This window comes from Pantoea sp. BRR-3P, from assembly GCF_039621635.1.
Taxonomy (GTDB): Bacteria; Pseudomonadota; Gammaproteobacteria; order Enterobacterales; family Enterobacteriaceae; genus Pantoea; species Pantoea floridensis.
On sequence record NZ_CP155066.1, the window covers coordinates 4,154,497 to 4,170,122 of the forward strand.

The following is a 15,626-nucleotide window of genomic DNA, read 5'->3' on the forward strand; positions in this document are numbered from 1 at the left end:
GCTTTTCGATCAGTAATATGTGCCAAAATTTTGCTATCTAAGGAGCAGAATCATGTCCAGTCAGTTTTATTCGCAAATCCGCCAACAGCTTGAGACAACACGTCAGGACGGATTGTTCAAACAAGAACGCACTATTACCTCGCCACAGCAGGCGGAAATCAATGTCGCTCACAGCCCAGCCGTCATTAACTTTTGCGCCAATAACTATTTGGGTTTAGCCAATCATCCGGCATTGATCCAGGCGGCGAAAGACGGCATGGATTCGCACGGCTTTGGTATGGCCTCGGTGCGCTTTATTTGCGGCACGCAGGATATTCACCAGCAGCTGGAACACAAGCTGGCCGCATTCCTCGGCATGGAAGACGCGATTTTGTTCTCGTCCTGCTTTGATGCCAACGGCGGCCTGTTTGAAACGCTGCTCAGCGCGGAAGACGCGATTATTTCGGACGCGCTTAATCACGCATCGATCATTGACGGCGTACGCTTGTGCAAAGCGCAGCGCTATCGTTACGCCAATAATGATATGAGCGAGCTGCGCGCGCGCTTGCAGGAAGCTCGCGACAAGGGCGCGCGCCACATTCTGATCGCCACCGACGGCGTCTTTTCTATGGATGGCGTGATCGCCAATCTGCAGGGGATTTGCGACCTGGCCGATGAGTTTGATGCACTGGTGATGGTGGATGATTCGCATGCGGTGGGCTTTGTCGGTTCGGCCGGACGCGGCACGCACGAATATTGTGGTGTGATGGATCGCGTCGACATCCTTACCGGCACGCTGGGTAAAGCGCTGGGTGGCGCGTCTGGCGGTTACGTGGCGGCGAAAAAAGAGGTGGTGGAATGGCTGCGCCAGCGCTCGCGCCCGTATCTGTTCTCCAATTCGCTGGCACCGGCAATTGTTGCCGCCTCGCTGCGCGTGCTGGAACTGCTGAGTGAAGGCGATGGGTTACGTCAGCGCCTGTGGGAAAACGCCCGCTTCTTCCGCGAACAAATGACCGCGGCAGGCTTCACCCTGGCTGGAGCCGATCACGCCATTATTCCGGTGATGCTGGGCGATGCCAAAGTGGCACAGCAATTCGCGAGCCTGCTGCAGCAGGAAGGCATCTATGTCACCGGCTTCTTCTACCCGGTGGTGCCGCAAGGTCAGGCGCGTATTCGTACGCAGATTTCTGCCGGCCATACCCAGGCTCAGCTGGAACACGCTGTTGCCGCCTTTACCCGCATTGGTCTGCAGCTGGGCGTTATTTCAGGAGCAGGGAAATGAAAGCACTCGCCAAATTAAAAGCCGAAGAAGGTATTTGGATGGTCAAGGACGCGCCGATTCCGGAGCCGGGCCATAACGATCTGCTGATTAAAATACGTAAAACCGCTATTTGCGGTACCGATGTGCACATTTATAACTGGGACGACTGGTCGCGCAAAACCATTCCGGTTCCGATGATCACCGGCCACGAATACGTGGGTGAAGTGGTGGGAATCGGGCAGGAAGTAAAAGGCTTTGCCATTGGCGATCGTGTTTCTGGTGAAGGCCACATCACCTGCGGTCATTGCCGTAACTGCCGTGCGGGACGCACTCATCTCTGTCGCAACACCGTTGGCGTGGGCGTTAATCGTCAGGGCTGCTTCGCCGAATACCTGGTCATTCCGGCGTTCAACGCTTTCAAAATTCCTGACAACATCTCTGATGAACTGGCGGCCATTTTTGATCCCTTTGGCAACGCGGTACATACGGCGCTGTCGTTTGATTTAGTCGGCGAAGACGTGCTGATTTCTGGTGCCGGTCCGATTGGCATTATGGCGGCAGCGGTGTGTAAGCACGTCGGCGCGCGTCATGTGGTGATTACCGATATCAATGAATATCGCCTCGATCTGGCGCGCAAGATGGGCGTAACGCGTGCGGTGAACGTAGCGCAGGAGAATCTGCGTGACGTGATGGCTGAACTCGGCATGACCGAAGGGTTTGATGTTGGGTTGGAAATGTCAGGCGCGCCGCCGGCATTCCGCACCTTGTTAGAGGTGATGAACCACGGCGGCCGCATTGCCCTATTGGGTATTCCGCCGGGTGAAATGTCGATTGACTGGAATCAGGTGATCTTCAAAGGACTGTTCATCAAAGGCATCTATGGGCGTGAGATGTTTGAAACCTGGTACAAGATGGCAGCGTTGATTCAATCTGGCCTCGATCTTACGCCTATCATCACCCATCGTTATCACATTGATGAGTTCCAGCAGGGCTTTGATGAGATGCGTTCGGGTCGATCTGGCAAAGTGGTGTTGAGCTGGGATTAAACGATTCTCCGGCCAGACGGCCGGAGAGTTTCATTGCTGTATTTTTTCTGCGTCCGTCAGGTAGCGCACTTTGCGTGTGTAATCCTGCCCCTTGAAGGTGAGCGGCTGAGTGGGATCCTGAAGGTATTTCTGCCATTCACTTAAAGGAAAACCACCGTGTGCGCCAATGACTTCAGAGGGAATGGGCGCCGCGTGGCCGCCAATCTTTTTGGAAACGGGCCAGTTTGCCCACTCTCCCAGATTGATCGTACGAAGGTCTAGCATATCCAGTAATACTGAGAGTGGCAGCTGATCTGTTGGCGGCTGATTGTCGTTCATGAGTTCCCACGTGTCTTGAAAGAGCGTTAACCAGAGTGGGCAAATGCGTTTCCAGGTTTTTCGCGTGGCGGCTAAATAGGCACCATTTACGTGATCTTCTAAATACGGTCTTATTGATGGTTTGTAATATGCAGGGATGGCATGCTCATCGGCTCCCTCCAGCTTAGCGATCATTTTTCCTTTGCGGAAACTGGAATAAAGATGCCCTTCATGCATATTTATTGTGGGTGATCTAAGCAGATTGAGGTCCGAGTCAATCATCAAAATCCCTTCGCCTTTAGCCTGTAAAGGGGCTTGAATTTTGATTAATCGACTGCGGTAAATCTGTTTATAACGATAGCTTTCCTCACGAAAAGGAATATCCAATGTCGTTACGCGGGTATTTTTCGGCAGTTTACCGAAAGCCTGCTCAGGCTGATCGCTGACAATCACTATCTCCTCAATACCGGATGCAAAGCGACTGGCAAATTCTGCACTCAATAACGCTTCTTCGATATAGTCGGAACCTGTGCAAGGAATGATCACTGAAGTTAATGGTGTATTACCTTGCGTATCGCTCTGCGTGTATGAAATATTGTGGCGAGCGCGGATGTGTCGATAGTTTTTATTTAAAAATTCAAACATGCGTTCTCCTTTCAATACATTTTTCTAATATCATTTCGACACCAGAAACATAGTTCTCAATGGCGTATTGCTCACGCACGCGTAATTCAGCCGCCTCAATGAGGCGCTGGCGCAGTGTGGCATCTTGCCATAATGTCATCAGATAGCCGCTTAACCGATCAATATCGCCATATTCAAAAATCACGCCGGTCTCATTGTGATTAATTAACTCCGCCGTTCCTACCACATTCGAACCTATTACCGCCGTTTTCACCAGCATGGCTTCCAGCACCACACGCGGTAAGCCTTCACTGCGCGAGGCAAGAATAAAGACATCAAACGCGGCAAGATAATCCAGCGGATTGTTTTGAAAACCGGTAAAAACGATATGTGATTCAATCATTTCTGTACCAGCGAGCTGAGCCAGTTTTTCCTGTTCGGGCCCGCTACCTACCACCACCATTTTCCATTTGGCCTCAGGATGAGCGCGTTTGAACTGGCCTAACGCCTGAAAAATATGATGGTTCGCTTTACGCGTGATAAGTGAGCCTATTGAACCAAAAATGAATGTTTCTGGGGCGTAGCCCAGGCGCTCACGTACTTCTGCGCGGTCAGGCAATGTCTGGTGAATATCAATCGCGTTTGAAACGGTGAAGCAGCGCTGCGCATCAACGCCGCTCTGACGTAATGACTGGTTGACGCCGTGCGAGACCGCGATAACGGCATCAACACGTTCATTAACCCTCTTCACCAGCGCGGCGTTCAGTTGCGGTTCAATTCGGCAGTGCTGGATGAGCGCCACATCTAAATTGTTGACGGCGCAATAGCCTTCAACGTTGGTGCTGGGCTGGTTATTCATATAAAGCGCGTTGTATTGCCCAGCCCGCATAATTGATGAAATTGCTTTGGCATTGGGTAAGACACGCCATATTTCGTCCACCCGAGCGATCATCTCTTTTTTCAGCGAGCGGTTGAAAAAAAACAGCGTACGTAACAGCTCTTTACTCAGTTTTGCCCACATTGGCTGGCGACGTTGCGGGATAAAAATAACGGGAATGCCGATTGAATTTAAGATGGACTCAATGGTTTCGCTGTTGCCACGAGAATAGTTGTTGTAAAAACAACAGGTGACAGCAAACTTCTGCCGATCGATGCGTTTAAGCAGTTCTAACATACTGTTAGTGCCGCCGCCCCATTCACGTCCGGTATCCAACAGCAAAATCTTTCTTCTCATTGAGTTCATTCATCCCGCTATCAGAAGAGCTGTTTAATTGACTTAACCAATTGGCTTTGCTCAATACTTTCCGTGACTAATTCAACGGCTCGGCTCTGCGGCACCTGCGGTACGGGCTTGCTCGGCTTACACAGACCTGGTGCGCGGAAGCGCGGATTCTCAGGTTTATCCGGCTTGGATGGCGGTAGCGTGGTGCCCTGATGCAGCGGTTCATTCAACAACTGACTGGGGCGCACCAACATGATATCGGCTGGTAAAGTTGGCAGCATTTGTTGCAACACGCGTACCGTGGTGGGATGCGGATGACCGATGGCGATGGCATAACCGTCACGCTGTGCCAGCTTAACCGCGCGAGTAAACTGCGTACGGATGGCGGCTTCATTCTGGCTATCATCGAGGAACACGCGGCGCTTAAGCACTTTGACGTGCGTGCCCTGAGACGCCGGGATCGATTGGCTGTTGCCAATGGTCATGCTATCGAGAAAGTAATAATTGTAGTGATTGAGCGCCTGCATCACTTTCTGCATGCCGGGCAGGCTGGAGGTCATTTTGCTGCCCATGTGATTATTCAGGCCCACCGCGTAGGGCACTTTGCTGGTGGCTTCACGAATGATCCGTTCAATCTCCGCGCTGCTCATCTCCGGCGTTAGCGTATCTTTTTCCAGCGGTTGTTTACTGAGCGGAGCCATTGGCAGGTGGATCAATACTTCGCGGCCACCCTGATGTGCTTTTGTCGCCATTTCACGCGCATGTGGCGCATTCGGCAGGACCGCAACGGAGATTGCCGTGGGCATTTGCAGCACTTTATTCTCTTCGGCGGGACGATAACCGAAGTCGTCAATGACGATGGAGAGTTTTCCCGCATGGGCGGAAAGTGACAAAAACAGGCCGCAGAGTGCGGCCGAAACTTTAGAGGGTTGAAACAAAACTTATCTTCCTAACCACGGTAGTGGATTGACGGCCTGTCCCTGGCGTCGGATTTCAAAGTAGAGCGAAGGCGTGCCGCGGCCGCCGCTGGTGCCCACAAGGGCGATAGGCTGTCCTGCCTTCACCTGAGCACCAACGCTCACCAATGCGCTTTGATTGTAGCCATAAAGGCTCATGTCGCCTTTGCCGTGCTCGAGTACCACCACCAGACCGTAACCTTGTAGCCAGTCGGCCATCAGCACGCGTCCATCGGCAATGGCTTTGACTTCAGTGCCTTCAGGCGCATCAACCACCAGACCTTTCCAGCGCAGTTCGCCCTGCATCGATTCACCGAAGCGGTGTTCAATACGTCCTCGTACCGGCCAAACCGCTTGACCACCCGGCTTGCCCAATCCTCCAGTACGCGCCATCAGCTCGCGTTCACTCTGCGTTGGCTGATAGCTGGATCCTTTGGCTTTCGCCTGCGCCTGACGTTGACGCACTTTTTCCGCCTCGCGAGCTTCGCGTTCGGCGCGTTCACGTGCTTCACGTTCTGCTTTGGCAATCTTGCTCTGCAGGCGGCTTTCGTTCTCACGCATCTCAACCAGATCGGCCTGATCTTTTTCCAGCGAACTCTCCAGCACGGTAAGCGTCTTCTTCCGTGCCGCACTGGCCACTTCCAATTTGCTTTGCTGTGTCTGTTGTTGCGCTAACAAGGATTTTTGCTGCTCTTGTTTACCCTGCAGGGATTGACGCTGTTCCGCCAATTGCTGCTGCGTTTGTTTGAGATCGTCGATATTTTTCTGTCGGGCGGCATTGAGATAGCCGAAATAGGCAAGGATGCGTTCACTGCGTTGTGCTTCTTCACCGCCCAGCAGCAGTTGTAAACCGTTATGCTGACCCTGACGGAAGGCGGCATCTAACTGTTGCGCGAGCAGTTTTTCTTGCTGTGCTTGCTGCTTTTCCAGACGAGAAATTGAAGCGGTAACCTGCGCAATTTCACCCTCAAGCGCGCGCAGGCTATTGCGCGTTTCACGCAGTTGTCGGCTGGCTTGCGCAATTACTTTTTCCTGACTCTGTAATTGATCCAGCAGCTTACTGCGCTGCAGTTTCTGCGCCTTTACGCTTTTTTCTTTCTCGGCAATGTTCTGCTGAATAGATTTTAGCTGCGTTTTATTATCATCTGCGCTGCGCGCGGCTGCGGGCATTAACAGCGCGCCCGCGACGAGCAGACTCAGGGAGATTTCGGACCAGCGGAATGACAACGGAAGTGTGGTGCCGCTGTAACGGGTCCTTGTGTGTGTAACGGTCGCTTTTCCCTTCATAGTCGATAATTATTCCACGATGAACAGCCGCTTACCAGTTAGCCCGGCCGGGTTTTGCTTTGCTAAAAATGTCTGTACCGAGCTTACTGGCATAAACTTTGTCTTAATTTTGCGATTAGAACACTTTTTTTGGAAAATGACGCACAAATCGTAACTCTGGCCCCTTCGCGACTGTACATGCGAAGTGGCGCAGGTATACTCAGAACCCTTGTTTTAGCTTATCAGCCCGGTTTGGAGTCGTTACCCCTCATGCAAGAAATTATGCAGTTTGCAAGCAATCACCCCATCCTCAGTCTGGCATGGGTTGCTTTACTCGTTCTCGTGATTGTGACCACCGTTAAAGGTATGTTCTCTAAAGTAAAAACCATCAGTCGTGGTGAAGCAACCCACATGATTAATAAAGAGGACGCGGTGGTGGTAGACGTTCGTTCACGCGACGATTACCGCAAAGGACACATTTCAGGGGCAATTAATGTAGCGGCCGCAGACATTAAAAAAGAGAGTTTTGGCGAGCTGGAAAAGCACAAGGCACAACCCATAATTGTAGTTTGTGCCACCGGCCAGAGCGCAGGTGAGTCAGCGGCTAAATTGAGCGCTGCTGGTTTTGAAAAAGTATCCGTGTTGAAAGACGGCGTGAGCGGCTGGAGTGGTGAAAATCTGCCACTGGTACGCGGTAAATAACTTCTCAGGGGTAACCGTATGGCGAATGTTGAGATTTACACCAAAGTCACTTGTCCTTATTGCCACCGGGCAAAGGCGTTGCTGGATCAAAAAGGCGTGTCGTACCAGGAGATTCCCATTGACGGGAACGCAGCGAAACGCGAAGAGATGATCCAACGAAGTGGCCGTACTACGGTGCCTCAGATTTTTATAGACGCGCAGCACATTGGCGGCTATGACGATCTTTACGCGCTGGATGGACGTCAGGGACTTGATCCTCTACTCCAGGCATAACTTTTCGATCAGACAATTTTAACTCAAAGGATTTAGTCTCATGTCAGAACATAGCACCAACGAAATGCAGTTCCAGATTCAACGTGTTTACACCAAAGACGTCTCTTATGAAGCGCCGAACGCGCCGCAGGTTTTCCAGAAAGAGTGGGAACCGGAAGTGAAGCTGGATCTCGACACGGCATCTTCTCAGTTGGCTGATGGCGTTTTTGAAGTTGTGCTGCGTGTTACCGTAACGGCAACCGTTGCCGAAGAAACGGCATTCCTGTGCGAAGTACAGCAGGCCGGTATTTTCACCATTAGCGGCATTGAAGGCACGCAAATGGCACATTGCCTGGGCGCATACTGCCCGAACATTCTGTTCCCGTATGCACGCGAGTGCGTCACTAGCCTCGTGTCTCGCGGTACCTTCCCGCAGCTCAACCTGGCACCCGTTAACTTTGATGCGCTGTTCATGAACTATCTGCAGCAGCAAGGTGAAGGCGAAGCGCCACATCAGGATGCCTGATGACTACCCTCAACGCTTCAATTAGCGTCATCGGTGCCGGTTCGTACGGCACCGCCTTGGCCATCACGCTGGCCCGTAATGGCCATCCGGTTCTGCTGTGGGGGCATAATCCCCAAAGTGTGGCGCAGCTGCAAGCTGACCGCTGCAATGTTGCTTTCCTGCCCGATGTTCCTTTCCCCGATAATCTTGTTCCTGAAGCCGACTTAGCTACGGTAGTGAGCGCGAGCCGCGATTTGCTGATCGTGGTACCGAGCCATGTGTTTGGCGATGTGCTTACGCAGCTCAAACCGCATTTGCGGGCGGATTCGCGGATTGTTTGGGCGACCAAAGGGCTGGAGAAAGAGACGGGCCGTTTACTGCAGGATGTGGCGCGCGAGATCCTCGGTGATGCGATTCCTTTAGCTGTCATTTCTGGGCCAACCTTCGCCAAAGAGTTGGCGGCTGGGATGCCAACCGCCATCGCGCTGGCCTCGACAGATGGACAGTTTGCTGAAGATCTGCAGCAGAAATTACACTGCGGTAAAAGTTTTCGCGTCTATAACAATCAGGATTTCATCGGTGTGCAGTTAGGCGGCGCGGTGAAAAACGTCATTGCGATTGGCGCAGGAATTTCTGACGGAATTGGTTTTGGGGCTAATGCCCGGACCGCACTGATCACACGTGGCCTCACTGAAATGAGCCGTCTTGGCGCCGCGCTGGGGGCCGATCCCACCACCTTTATGGGCATGGCGGGCTTAGGCGATCTGGTGCTGACCTGTACCGACAATCAGTCACGTAACCGACGTTTCGGCATGATGCTGGGGCAAGGTGAGAGCGTGGATGATGCGCAACGCATTATCGGACAAGTTGTAGAAGGCTACAGAAATACTAAAGAAGTCAAAGTATTGGCCGCTCGAGTTGGCATCGAAATGCCCATTACCGAGCAGATTTATCAGGTGCTCTATTGCGGAAAATCGGCGCGAGAGGCAGCATTGACGTTACTTGGCCGTGCAAGGAAGGACGAAAACAGCCAAAGCTGAAGCAGGATGCGCCAGCGTCATCACCTGTAGCGCCCCATCAGGCGCTTTTTTTATCGGGAGCAAACAGCAATGTCGTCTGAAGAGTTAGAACTGGTCTGGAACCATATCAAAGCCGAAGCCAGAGCCCTGGCCGACTGTGAACCGATGCTGGCCAGCTTTTACCATGCGACATTGCTAAAACACGAAAACCTTGGCAGCGCCCTCAGCTATATGCTTGCCAACAAGCTGGCGAACCCGATTATGCCCGCGATTGCCATCCGCGAAATCGTGGAAGAGGCCTATCGTGAAGACCCGGAGATGATCGTCTCTGCGGCCTATGATATTCAAGCGGTGCGCCAGCGCGATCCGGCGGTCGACAAATACTCCACGCCGCTGCTCTATCTGAAAGGCTTCCATGCATTGCAGGCTTATCGTATTGGGCATTGGCTGTGGAAAGAGGGGCGCCGTGCGTTGGCGGTCTATCTGCAAAATGAAATCTCCGTCTCCTTTGCCGTCGATATTCATCCGGCGGCACGCATTGGCCGCGGTATTATGCTGGATCACGCCACCGGCATCGTCATCGGCGAAACGGCCATCATCGAAAATGATGTTTCAATTCTGCAATCGGTAACGCTGGGCGGTACCGGGAAAACCAGCGGCGATCGTCATCCGAAGATCCGTGAAGGCGTGATGATTGGTGCGGGTGCCAAAATTCTGGGCAACATTGAAGTGGGGCGCGGCGCGAAAATCGGAGCCGGTTCTGTTGTCCTGCAGCCCGTACCACCGCACACTACGGCGGCCGGCGTGCCAGCGCGTATTGTTGGCAAGCCGACCAGTGATAAACCGTCGATGGATATGGATCAGCACTTTAACGGCGCTGGCTTTGAGTATGGTGACGGCATCTAGCCTTTAATCAGGGCGCCAGCATAGTCGAGTTGGCGCCACGCTTCATATACCACCACCGATACCGCGTTCGATAAGTTCATGCTGCGGCTTTCCGCCATCATGGGTATACGGATTTTTTGCTCAGCCGGTAACGCGTTGAGAATCTCTGCCGGTAAACCCCGACTCTCCGGACCGAACATCAAATAATCACCTTTTTGATAGCTCACCGCGCTGTGCGCAGGCGTGCCTTTGGTCGTAAGTGCGAACAGGCGTTGCGGTGCTTCGGAGGTCAAAAATGCCGCGTAGGTAGCATGCTTTTTTAACGCGGTGTACTCGTGGTAATCCAGACCCGCGCGACGCAGGCGCTTATCATCCCAGGCAAAACCCAGAGGTTCAATCAGGTGTAAATGAAAACCGGTATTAGCGCACAGGCGGATGATGTTGCCGGTATTTGGCGGAATTTCAGGTTCAAATAAGACAATGTTTAGCATAAGGCCCCCGGAAACGAGGGCCGAAGCATAACAAATTATTGACGGGCGGAGTACAGCGGCAACCACAGCGTTAAGCGTAAGCCGCCTAACGGACTATCATCGGCTTTAACCCAGCCGCGATGCTGCTGCACTGCAGTTTCGACAATCGCTAAACCCAGACCGGTGCCACCCGACTCGCGATCGCGTGCTTCATCAGTACGGTAAAACGGACGGAAAATCTGCTCGCGATCCTCTGGACTCACGCCTGGACCATCATCATCGACATGGATGGTAATGCCCTCAATATCTACCGAGAAGCTGACGCTGATATGCGAGTTTGAATAGCGCAATGCGTTACGTACGATATTCTCCAGCGCGCTTTCCAGGGCGTGAGGATTACCATATAAGGGCCAGGGACCCGGCGGATAGGGTACATCCATAACCTTGCCCATCTGCTCGGCTTCAAATTTGGCATCTTCCAGCACGCCGTTCCACAGCTGATTGGCCTTCATCGCTTCGCTGACCAGGGCGTTATTATGCTGAGTGCGTGACAGCACCAGCAAATCGTTGATCATGCCATCAAGACGCTGCGCTTCGGTTTCGATGCGCTGTAACTCTTTACCTTCACCGTTGCGCCGACGCAGCAATGCCGTTGCCAGCTGTAAACGGGTCAGCGGGGTGCGCAATTCATGGCTGATATCGGACAGCAGGCGCTGCTGTGCCGTCATCATACGTTCGAGCGCACTCACCATCTGGTTGAAACTCGAGCCGGCTGCAAGGAACTCCTGCGGGCCTGATTCCAGTTCCGGATGTTGACGTAAATTGCCACTCGCTACTTCATCTGCGGCGTACTTAAGCTTACGAGCGGGACGCGCCAGGCTCCATGCCAACCACAGCAGCAGCGGTGAGCTAATCAACATGGTGACGATCAGCAGCAGAAGCGGGCGGTCGAACATCAGATTGATGAAATCGAGCTGCGAGCTGGTAGCAGGGCGAATCATATAAAGCTGGTAGTTATCTTCACCATCGCGCACGGCGAACGGCCCGACCATTTCAACGCGGCCATACTTCTTCTTTTGCGGATGGTCGGCATTGTCGGATTGACCGATAAAGTTACGGATGATCTGCATTTCGTTATGCTGCGCGCCAATCACACGGCCTTCGCTGGTGACCAGCAGTAAGCGCTGGCCTGGGGGCGCCCATTTGTCGATAGAACGGAACAAACGGCGCCACCACATCAGATCGTTTGGCGGGTCCTGAGATAATTCAGCCTCGACGTGCTGTTCAATCATCGTGCCCTGTCGTTGTTCACTTTCCAGCAACGACGTCATTTGGCGCGAATCGAGTTTGGGCACCATTAAAACCAGCATCAACACCAGCGCCAGCGTGAGCCAGAAGATAGCGAAGATGCGGGTAGTTAAACTTCCGATCATGATGCCGAAACCATCAGATAGCCGCGTCCACGTAGCGTTTTAAACCACGGGTGGCCATCGCGACGTTCCGGTAATTTACGGCGCAGGTTAGAAATGTGCATATCGATAGCACGGTCAAACGGTGTCAGACGTTTACCCAACACTTCCTGACTCAAATGCTCACGTGAAACCACCTGGCCCAGATGCTGCGCCAGCAAATAGAGCAGGGTGAATTCGGTGCCGGTAAGATCCAGCGTTTCGTTATCAAAGCTCGCTTCCTGGCGACCAGGGTTCAGGCGCAGGCAATCCACTTCCAGCGTTGGTGAGCTGTTATCGTGCTGTTGTTGCTGCTCGCTCCAGTTTGAACGGCGCAAAATGGCACGGATACGCGCCACCAGTTCGCGATCGTTAAAGGGTTTAGGCAGATAATCGTCTGCACCTAACTCAAGGCCCAAAACACGGTCCAGTTCACTGCCGCGCGCGGTCAGCATGATGACCGGCGTTTGGTGCTGTTGGCGTAGTTCTTTCAATGTGTCGATACCGTTCTTTTTCGGCATCATCACATCCAGCAAAAGCAAGTCCACGGTGTTGTCTAACAGGTTTAGTGCCTGCTCACCATCGCTTGCCACAATGACTTCAAAACCTTCCATCTCAAGCAGTTCTTTAAGCAGCGAAGTTAATTCGCGGTCGTCATCAACCAACAGGATTTTATTCATTTTTTATTGCCCTCCGCAGGCAAAATACCGTGTTCCTTGACTTGCAATCCAACGCTTTACGTAGTTTTACACCCCCTGACGGATGTTTGCAGCCATCGCCGTACACTGGCTCTCGTTGAATCGCAAAACGGAACGAACTGGGAGTTAACGATGCGCTACTTAACCGCCGTCGTCATTGCCTCAGCGATGGTTCTCAGTCACGCCAGCGCAGAAGCAGCAGACACGACGACGATTGACGAGATGCATCCGAACGGCGTATTAGCGACAGGCAGTATGACGCAAAATCCGCAAAGCTACATGTTCGATGGCATTGAGCTGACTGAACAACAGCGGCAACAGATGCGAGATCTAATGCAGCAAGCGCGCCACGAACGCCCAACACTCAGCGTTCAAGATATCGAAACTATGCATGACCTTGTCATTGCTGACAAATTTAACGAACCGGCTATCAGAGAGCAGGCTGAAAAACAGGCCCGCGCAGCAATCGAACAGCAAGTTGAGATGGCCCGGGTTCGCAATCAGATGTATCACCTGCTAACGCCTGCACAGCAAGCGAAATTGCAGAAGAATTATGAGCGACGACTTGCAGAAATGCGTCGGCTCTCAGGATTGCAGCCATCATCACCGCTGCAAGCAGTGAGTAGTACCAGCAGTAACCAGTAACATAGTATCCCTGTTTTCCTTGCCATAGACACCATCCCTGTCTTCCCCCGCATGATGCGGGGGTTTTTTTTGCCTGTTATTTTCTCCTCACGCTCTTATCTTAATATTGATTTTTCACAGCATATTCCTTCCAGTGATAAACTTTAGCCATCTTGAGACCATCAGGCTGCATTTTGGGTGTGGGCCATCTGGCGAGGCAAAGCATGGATTCTTCCTATGCAAAATTAGTTAACCGGGCCGCTGTGGCGGCAACTACGCTGGCAACGTTGCTGCTGATTGTTAAAATTTTTGCCTGGTGGCATACCGGTTCGGTCAGTATGTTGGCGGCATTGGTGGATTCTTTGGTGGATATTGCGGCATCCCTGACTAACTTGCTGGTGGTGCGCTATTCGCTCCAGCCGGCCGATGACGATCATACCTTTGGTCACGGTAAAGCAGAGTCGCTGGCAGCACTGGCGCAGAGCATGTTTATTTCTGGCTCAGCGCTATTTCTTTTCCTGACGGGCATTCAGCATTTGGCATCACCAGCGACCTTAAACGCGCCGCTGGTAGGTATTGTGGTGACGGTGGTGGCACTGTTTTCAACCCTGGTTCTGGTGGCCTTTCAACGGTGGGTGGTGCGGCGCACGCGGAGTCAGGCGATTCGTGCTGACATGCTGCACTATCAATCGGATGTCGTAATGAACGGCGCAATCCTGGTGGCTCTCGGCTTAAGCAGCTATGGTTTTGTGCGGGCGGATGCTTTGTTTGCGCTCGGCATCGGCATTTACATTCTCTATAACGCGTTGCGGATGGGGTATGATGCGGTACAGGCGCTATTAGACCGTGCCTTGCCAGAGCATGAAACGCTGGAGATTATTCACGTAGTGACCGGCTGGCCTGGGGTTCGTGGTGCCCATGCTCTACGCACGCGGCAATCTGGCCCCACGCGTTTTATTCAATTGCATCTGGAGATGGAAGATCAGCTACCTCTGGTGCAAGCGCATCAGGTAGCCGATGAAATTGAGCAAGCATTACTGAAGAAGTTTCCCGGCTCGGATGTGATTATCCATCAAGATCCCTGTTCTGTTGTGCCAGGAAACCAACACGGATTTTTTCAAGGTTAGCGTTTTAAAATCATGCGATTACACAAAAAAAGTGACGTAGCGCTAACAACTCTGTAAAAAATTAGCGAAAAGTTGTCTGACCTGAATCAATTCAGCTTCAGGCCTTTGATATACTATTCTGCAACTATTAAGTCATGCGATCGCGAGCTGGTCTACGCCGGGCACATGACAGGAATAATCCTTAGTTTTGAACAATCCAGAGGTTGTCATGATCAAAAAAATCGGAGTACTGACCAGCGGCGGTGACGCCCCAGGCATGAACGCAGCCATTCGCGGAGTTGTACGTTCCGCGCTGAGTGAAGGACTGGAAGTTTTTGGTGTTTACGACGGCTATCTGGGCTTGTATGAAGATCGCATGATCAATCTCGACCGCTACAGCGTGTCTGACATGATCAACCGCGGCGGCACCTTCCTTGGCTCCGCACGTTTCCCAGAATTCCGTAATGACGAAGTACGTCAAACCGCGATCGATAACATGAAAAAGCGCGGCATTGATGCGCTGGTGGTTATCGGCGGTGATGGTTCCTACATGGGGGCTAAGCGCCTGACCGAAATGGGTTTCCCATGCATCGGCTTACCGGGCACCATTGATAATGATGTAGCGGGCACTGATTACACCATCGGCTACTTCACTGCGCTGGAAACCGTGGTGGAAGCGATTGACCGTCTGCGTGATACCTCTTCTTCCCACCAGCGTATCTCTATCGTGGAAGTGATGGGTCGTTATTGCGGCGATTTGACGCTGGCGGCGGCCATCGCGGGTGGCTGTGAGTTCATTGTTCTGCCGGAAATTCCGTATACCCGTGAAGAGCTGGTTGCCGAAATCAAGGCTGGCATTGCCAAAGGTAAAAAGCACGCCATCGTCGCGATCACCGAGCACATCTGTGACATCGACGATCTTGCGCACTTCATCGAAGCAGAAACCAAACGCGAAACCCGCGCTACTGTGCTTGGCCACATCCAGCGTGGCGGTGCGCCTTGCGCGTACGACCGCATCCTCGCGTCCCGCATGGGTTCATACTCTATTGAACTGCTGTTGCAGGGTTATGGCGGTCGTTGCGTGGGTATTCAGAACGAAAAGATGGTGCATCACGATATCATCGACGCAATTGAAAACATGAAGCGTCCATTCAAACGCGACTGGCTGGATACCGCGAAAAAACTCTACTGATTCTTCAGCATTAAGGCGCGACGTAAATCGCGCCTTTTTTATGCCTGCTCATATACCGTCCGGTTATAACAGCT

At 52.5% G+C, this 15,626-nt stretch carries 17 protein-coding genes; 10 read left to right on the plus strand and 7 right to left on the minus strand.

Annotated features, from left to right (window positions below; all coding sequences use genetic code 11):
• Nucleotides 1-52 precede the first annotated feature (52 nt).
• Complete coding sequence (locus tag AAGR08_RS19195; protein ID WP_345827739.1) at nt 53-1,261, plus strand: glycine C-acetyltransferase; 1,209 nt, start codon at nt 53-55, stop codon at nt 1,259-1,261.
• Nucleotides 1,258-2,286 carry an L-threonine 3-dehydrogenase gene (gene tdh / locus AAGR08_RS19200; RefSeq protein WP_345827741.1) on the plus strand — a complete coding sequence of 343 codons (1,029 nt, stop codon included), beginning with the start codon at nt 1,258-1,260 and terminating at the stop codon, nt 2,284-2,286. Before AAGR08_RS19195 ends, tdh begins: the two co-directional genes overlap by 4 nt.
• Nucleotides 2,287-2,316: 30 nt before the next feature.
• Here tdh and AAGR08_RS19205 read toward each other — a convergent pair whose 3' ends face one another.
• The 4 genes from AAGR08_RS19205 to envC are packed head-to-tail and all read right to left on the minus strand — an operon-like array spanning nt 2,317 to nt 6,672.
• On the minus strand, nt 2,317-3,228 hold the full coding sequence (locus AAGR08_RS19205; RefSeq protein ID WP_097095597.1) for a hypothetical protein: 912 nt from the start codon (nt 3,226-3,228) through the stop codon (nt 2,317-2,319).
• Complete coding sequence (locus AAGR08_RS19210) at nt 3,221-4,450, minus strand: glycosyltransferase (RefSeq protein WP_345827744.1); 1,230 nt, start codon at nt 4,448-4,450, stop codon at nt 3,221-3,223. The genes AAGR08_RS19205 and AAGR08_RS19210 overlap by 8 nt, the downstream gene beginning before the upstream one ends.
• A gap of 11 nt (nt 4,451-4,461) precedes the next feature.
• The gene (locus AAGR08_RS19215; protein WP_345827745.1) at nt 4,462-5,367 is read right to left on the minus strand and encodes a divergent polysaccharide deacetylase family protein; all 906 of its coding nucleotides are present in this window, start codon (nt 5,365-5,367) and stop codon (nt 4,462-4,464) included.
• 3 nt (nt 5,368-5,370) lie between these two features.
• Nucleotides 5,371-6,672, minus strand: a complete 1,302-nt coding sequence (gene envC / locus AAGR08_RS19220; protein ID WP_345827746.1) for a murein hydrolase activator EnvC — start codon at nt 6,670-6,672, stop codon at nt 5,371-5,373.
• A gap of 249 nt (nt 6,673-6,921) precedes the next feature.
• Between envC and AAGR08_RS19225 the strand changes: the two genes are divergently transcribed.
• The 5 genes from AAGR08_RS19225 to cysE all read left to right on the plus strand — a co-directional run bounded on the left by AAGR08_RS19225 (nt 6,922) and on the right by cysE (nt 10,035).
• The gene (locus AAGR08_RS19225; protein WP_097095601.1) at nt 6,922-7,353 is read left to right on the plus strand and encodes a rhodanese-like domain-containing protein; all 432 of its coding nucleotides are present in this window, start codon (nt 6,922-6,924) and stop codon (nt 7,351-7,353) included.
• 18 nt (nt 7,354-7,371) lie between these two features.
• Complete coding sequence (grxC, locus tag AAGR08_RS19230; protein ID WP_345827748.1) at nt 7,372-7,626, plus strand: glutaredoxin 3; 255 nt, start codon at nt 7,372-7,374, stop codon at nt 7,624-7,626.
• A 40-nt stretch (nt 7,627-7,666) separates the two neighbouring features.
• Nucleotides 7,667-8,131, plus strand: coding sequence for a protein-export chaperone SecB (secB, locus tag AAGR08_RS19235; protein ID WP_097095603.1), 465 nt, complete (start codon nt 7,667-7,669; stop codon nt 8,129-8,131).
• Nucleotides 8,131-9,150: an NAD(P)H-dependent glycerol-3-phosphate dehydrogenase gene (gene gpsA, locus AAGR08_RS19240; RefSeq protein ID WP_345827749.1), complete on the plus strand. Its 1,020-nt coding sequence runs from the start codon at nt 8,131-8,133 to the stop codon at nt 9,148-9,150. The genes secB and gpsA overlap by 1 nt, the downstream gene beginning before the upstream one ends.
• Before the next feature lie 69 nt (nt 9,151-9,219).
• Nucleotides 9,220-10,035 carry a serine O-acetyltransferase gene (cysE, locus tag AAGR08_RS19245; protein ID WP_007885334.1) on the plus strand — a complete coding sequence of 272 codons (816 nt, stop codon included), beginning with the start codon at nt 9,220-9,222 and terminating at the stop codon, nt 10,033-10,035.
• Here cysE and trmL read toward each other — a convergent pair.
• Genes trmL through cpxR form a run of 3 tightly spaced genes read right to left on the minus strand, consistent with a single transcriptional unit; the run spans nt 10,032 to nt 12,612 of the window.
• On the minus strand, nt 10,032-10,505 hold the full coding sequence (trmL, locus tag AAGR08_RS19250) for a tRNA (uridine(34)/cytosine(34)/5-carboxymethylaminomethyluridine(34)-2'-O)-methyltransferase TrmL (RefSeq protein WP_345827751.1): 474 nt from the start codon (nt 10,503-10,505) through the stop codon (nt 10,032-10,034). The two genes, cysE and trmL, sit on opposite strands and share 4 nt — an antisense overlap.
• A 35-nt stretch (nt 10,506-10,540) precedes the next feature.
• Complete coding sequence (gene cpxA, locus AAGR08_RS19255; protein WP_097095606.1) at nt 10,541-11,917, minus strand: envelope stress sensor histidine kinase CpxA; 1,377 nt, start codon at nt 11,915-11,917, stop codon at nt 10,541-10,543.
• Entirely contained in the window at nt 11,914-12,612 is a 699-nt protein-coding gene (gene cpxR / locus AAGR08_RS19260; protein WP_084877909.1) for an envelope stress response regulator transcription factor CpxR, read from the minus strand. Before cpxR ends, cpxA begins: the two co-directional genes overlap by 4 nt.
• Nucleotides 12,613-12,762: 150 nt before the next feature.
• On the opposite strand from cpxR, the gene cpxP reads away from it, so the two are divergent.
• The 3 genes from cpxP to pfkA all read left to right on the plus strand — a co-directional run bounded on the left by cpxP (nt 12,763) and on the right by pfkA (nt 15,552).
• A complete protein-coding gene (gene cpxP, locus AAGR08_RS19265; protein WP_097095607.1) occupies nt 12,763-13,275 on the plus strand; it encodes a cell-envelope stress modulator CpxP in 513 nt (170 codons plus the stop codon).
• 203 nt (nt 13,276-13,478) lie between these two features.
• Nucleotides 13,479-14,381: a CDF family cation-efflux transporter FieF gene (fieF, locus tag AAGR08_RS19270; RefSeq protein ID WP_345827754.1), complete on the plus strand. Its 903-nt coding sequence runs from the start codon at nt 13,479-13,481 to the stop codon at nt 14,379-14,381.
• Nucleotides 14,382-14,589: 208 nt separating this feature from the next.
• Nucleotides 14,590-15,552, plus strand: a complete 963-nt coding sequence (pfkA, locus tag AAGR08_RS19275) for a 6-phosphofructokinase (protein ID WP_097095641.1) — start codon at nt 14,590-14,592, stop codon at nt 15,550-15,552.
• The last annotated feature ends 74 nt before the right edge of the window (nt 15,553-15,626 follow it).

Excerpts from the sequence above, each read along its gene's own strand:
- grxC (WP_345827748.1), top strand. The coding sequence starts at position 7,372 with ATGGCGAATGTTGAGATTTACACCAAAGTCACTTGTCCTTATTGCCAC.
- AAGR08_RS19225 (WP_097095601.1), top strand. The coding sequence starts at position 6,922 with ATGCAAGAAATTATGCAGTTTGCAAGCAATCACCCCATCCTCAGTCTG.
- trmL (WP_345827751.1), bottom strand. The coding sequence starts at position 10,505 with ATGCTAAACATTGTCTTATTTGAACCTGAAATTCCGCCAAATACCGGC.
- AAGR08_RS19205 (WP_097095597.1), bottom strand. The coding sequence starts at position 3,228 with ATGTTTGAATTTTTAAATAAAAACTATCGACACATCCGCGCTCGCCAC.
- cpxP (WP_097095607.1), top strand. The coding sequence starts at position 12,763 with ATGCGCTACTTAACCGCCGTCGTCATTGCCTCAGCGATGGTTCTCAGT.
- tdh (WP_345827741.1), top strand. The coding sequence starts at position 1,258 with ATGAAAGCACTCGCCAAATTAAAAGCCGAAGAAGGTATTTGGATGGTC.
- cysE (WP_007885334.1), top strand. The coding sequence starts at position 9,220 with ATGTCGTCTGAAGAGTTAGAACTGGTCTGGAACCATATCAAAGCCGAA.
- AAGR08_RS19210 (WP_345827744.1), bottom strand. The coding sequence starts at position 4,450 with ATGAACTCAATGAGAAGAAAGATTTTGCTGTTGGATACCGGACGTGAA.
- AAGR08_RS19195 (WP_345827739.1), top strand. The coding sequence starts at position 53 with ATGTCCAGTCAGTTTTATTCGCAAATCCGCCAACAGCTTGAGACAACA.
- cpxA (WP_097095606.1), bottom strand. The coding sequence starts at position 11,917 with ATGATCGGAAGTTTAACTACCCGCATCTTCGCTATCTTCTGGCTCACG.
- secB (WP_097095603.1), top strand. The coding sequence starts at position 7,667 with ATGTCAGAACATAGCACCAACGAAATGCAGTTCCAGATTCAACGTGTT.
- envC (WP_345827746.1), bottom strand. The coding sequence starts at position 6,672 with ATGAAGGGAAAAGCGACCGTTACACACACAAGGACCCGTTACAGCGGC.
- cpxR (WP_084877909.1), bottom strand. The coding sequence starts at position 12,612 with ATGAATAAAATCCTGTTGGTTGATGACGACCGCGAATTAACTTCGCTG.
- pfkA (WP_097095641.1), top strand. The coding sequence starts at position 14,590 with ATGATCAAAAAAATCGGAGTACTGACCAGCGGCGGTGACGCCCCAGGC.
- fieF (WP_345827754.1), top strand. The coding sequence starts at position 13,479 with ATGGATTCTTCCTATGCAAAATTAGTTAACCGGGCCGCTGTGGCGGCA.
- gpsA (WP_345827749.1), top strand. The coding sequence starts at position 8,131 with ATGACTACCCTCAACGCTTCAATTAGCGTCATCGGTGCCGGTTCGTAC.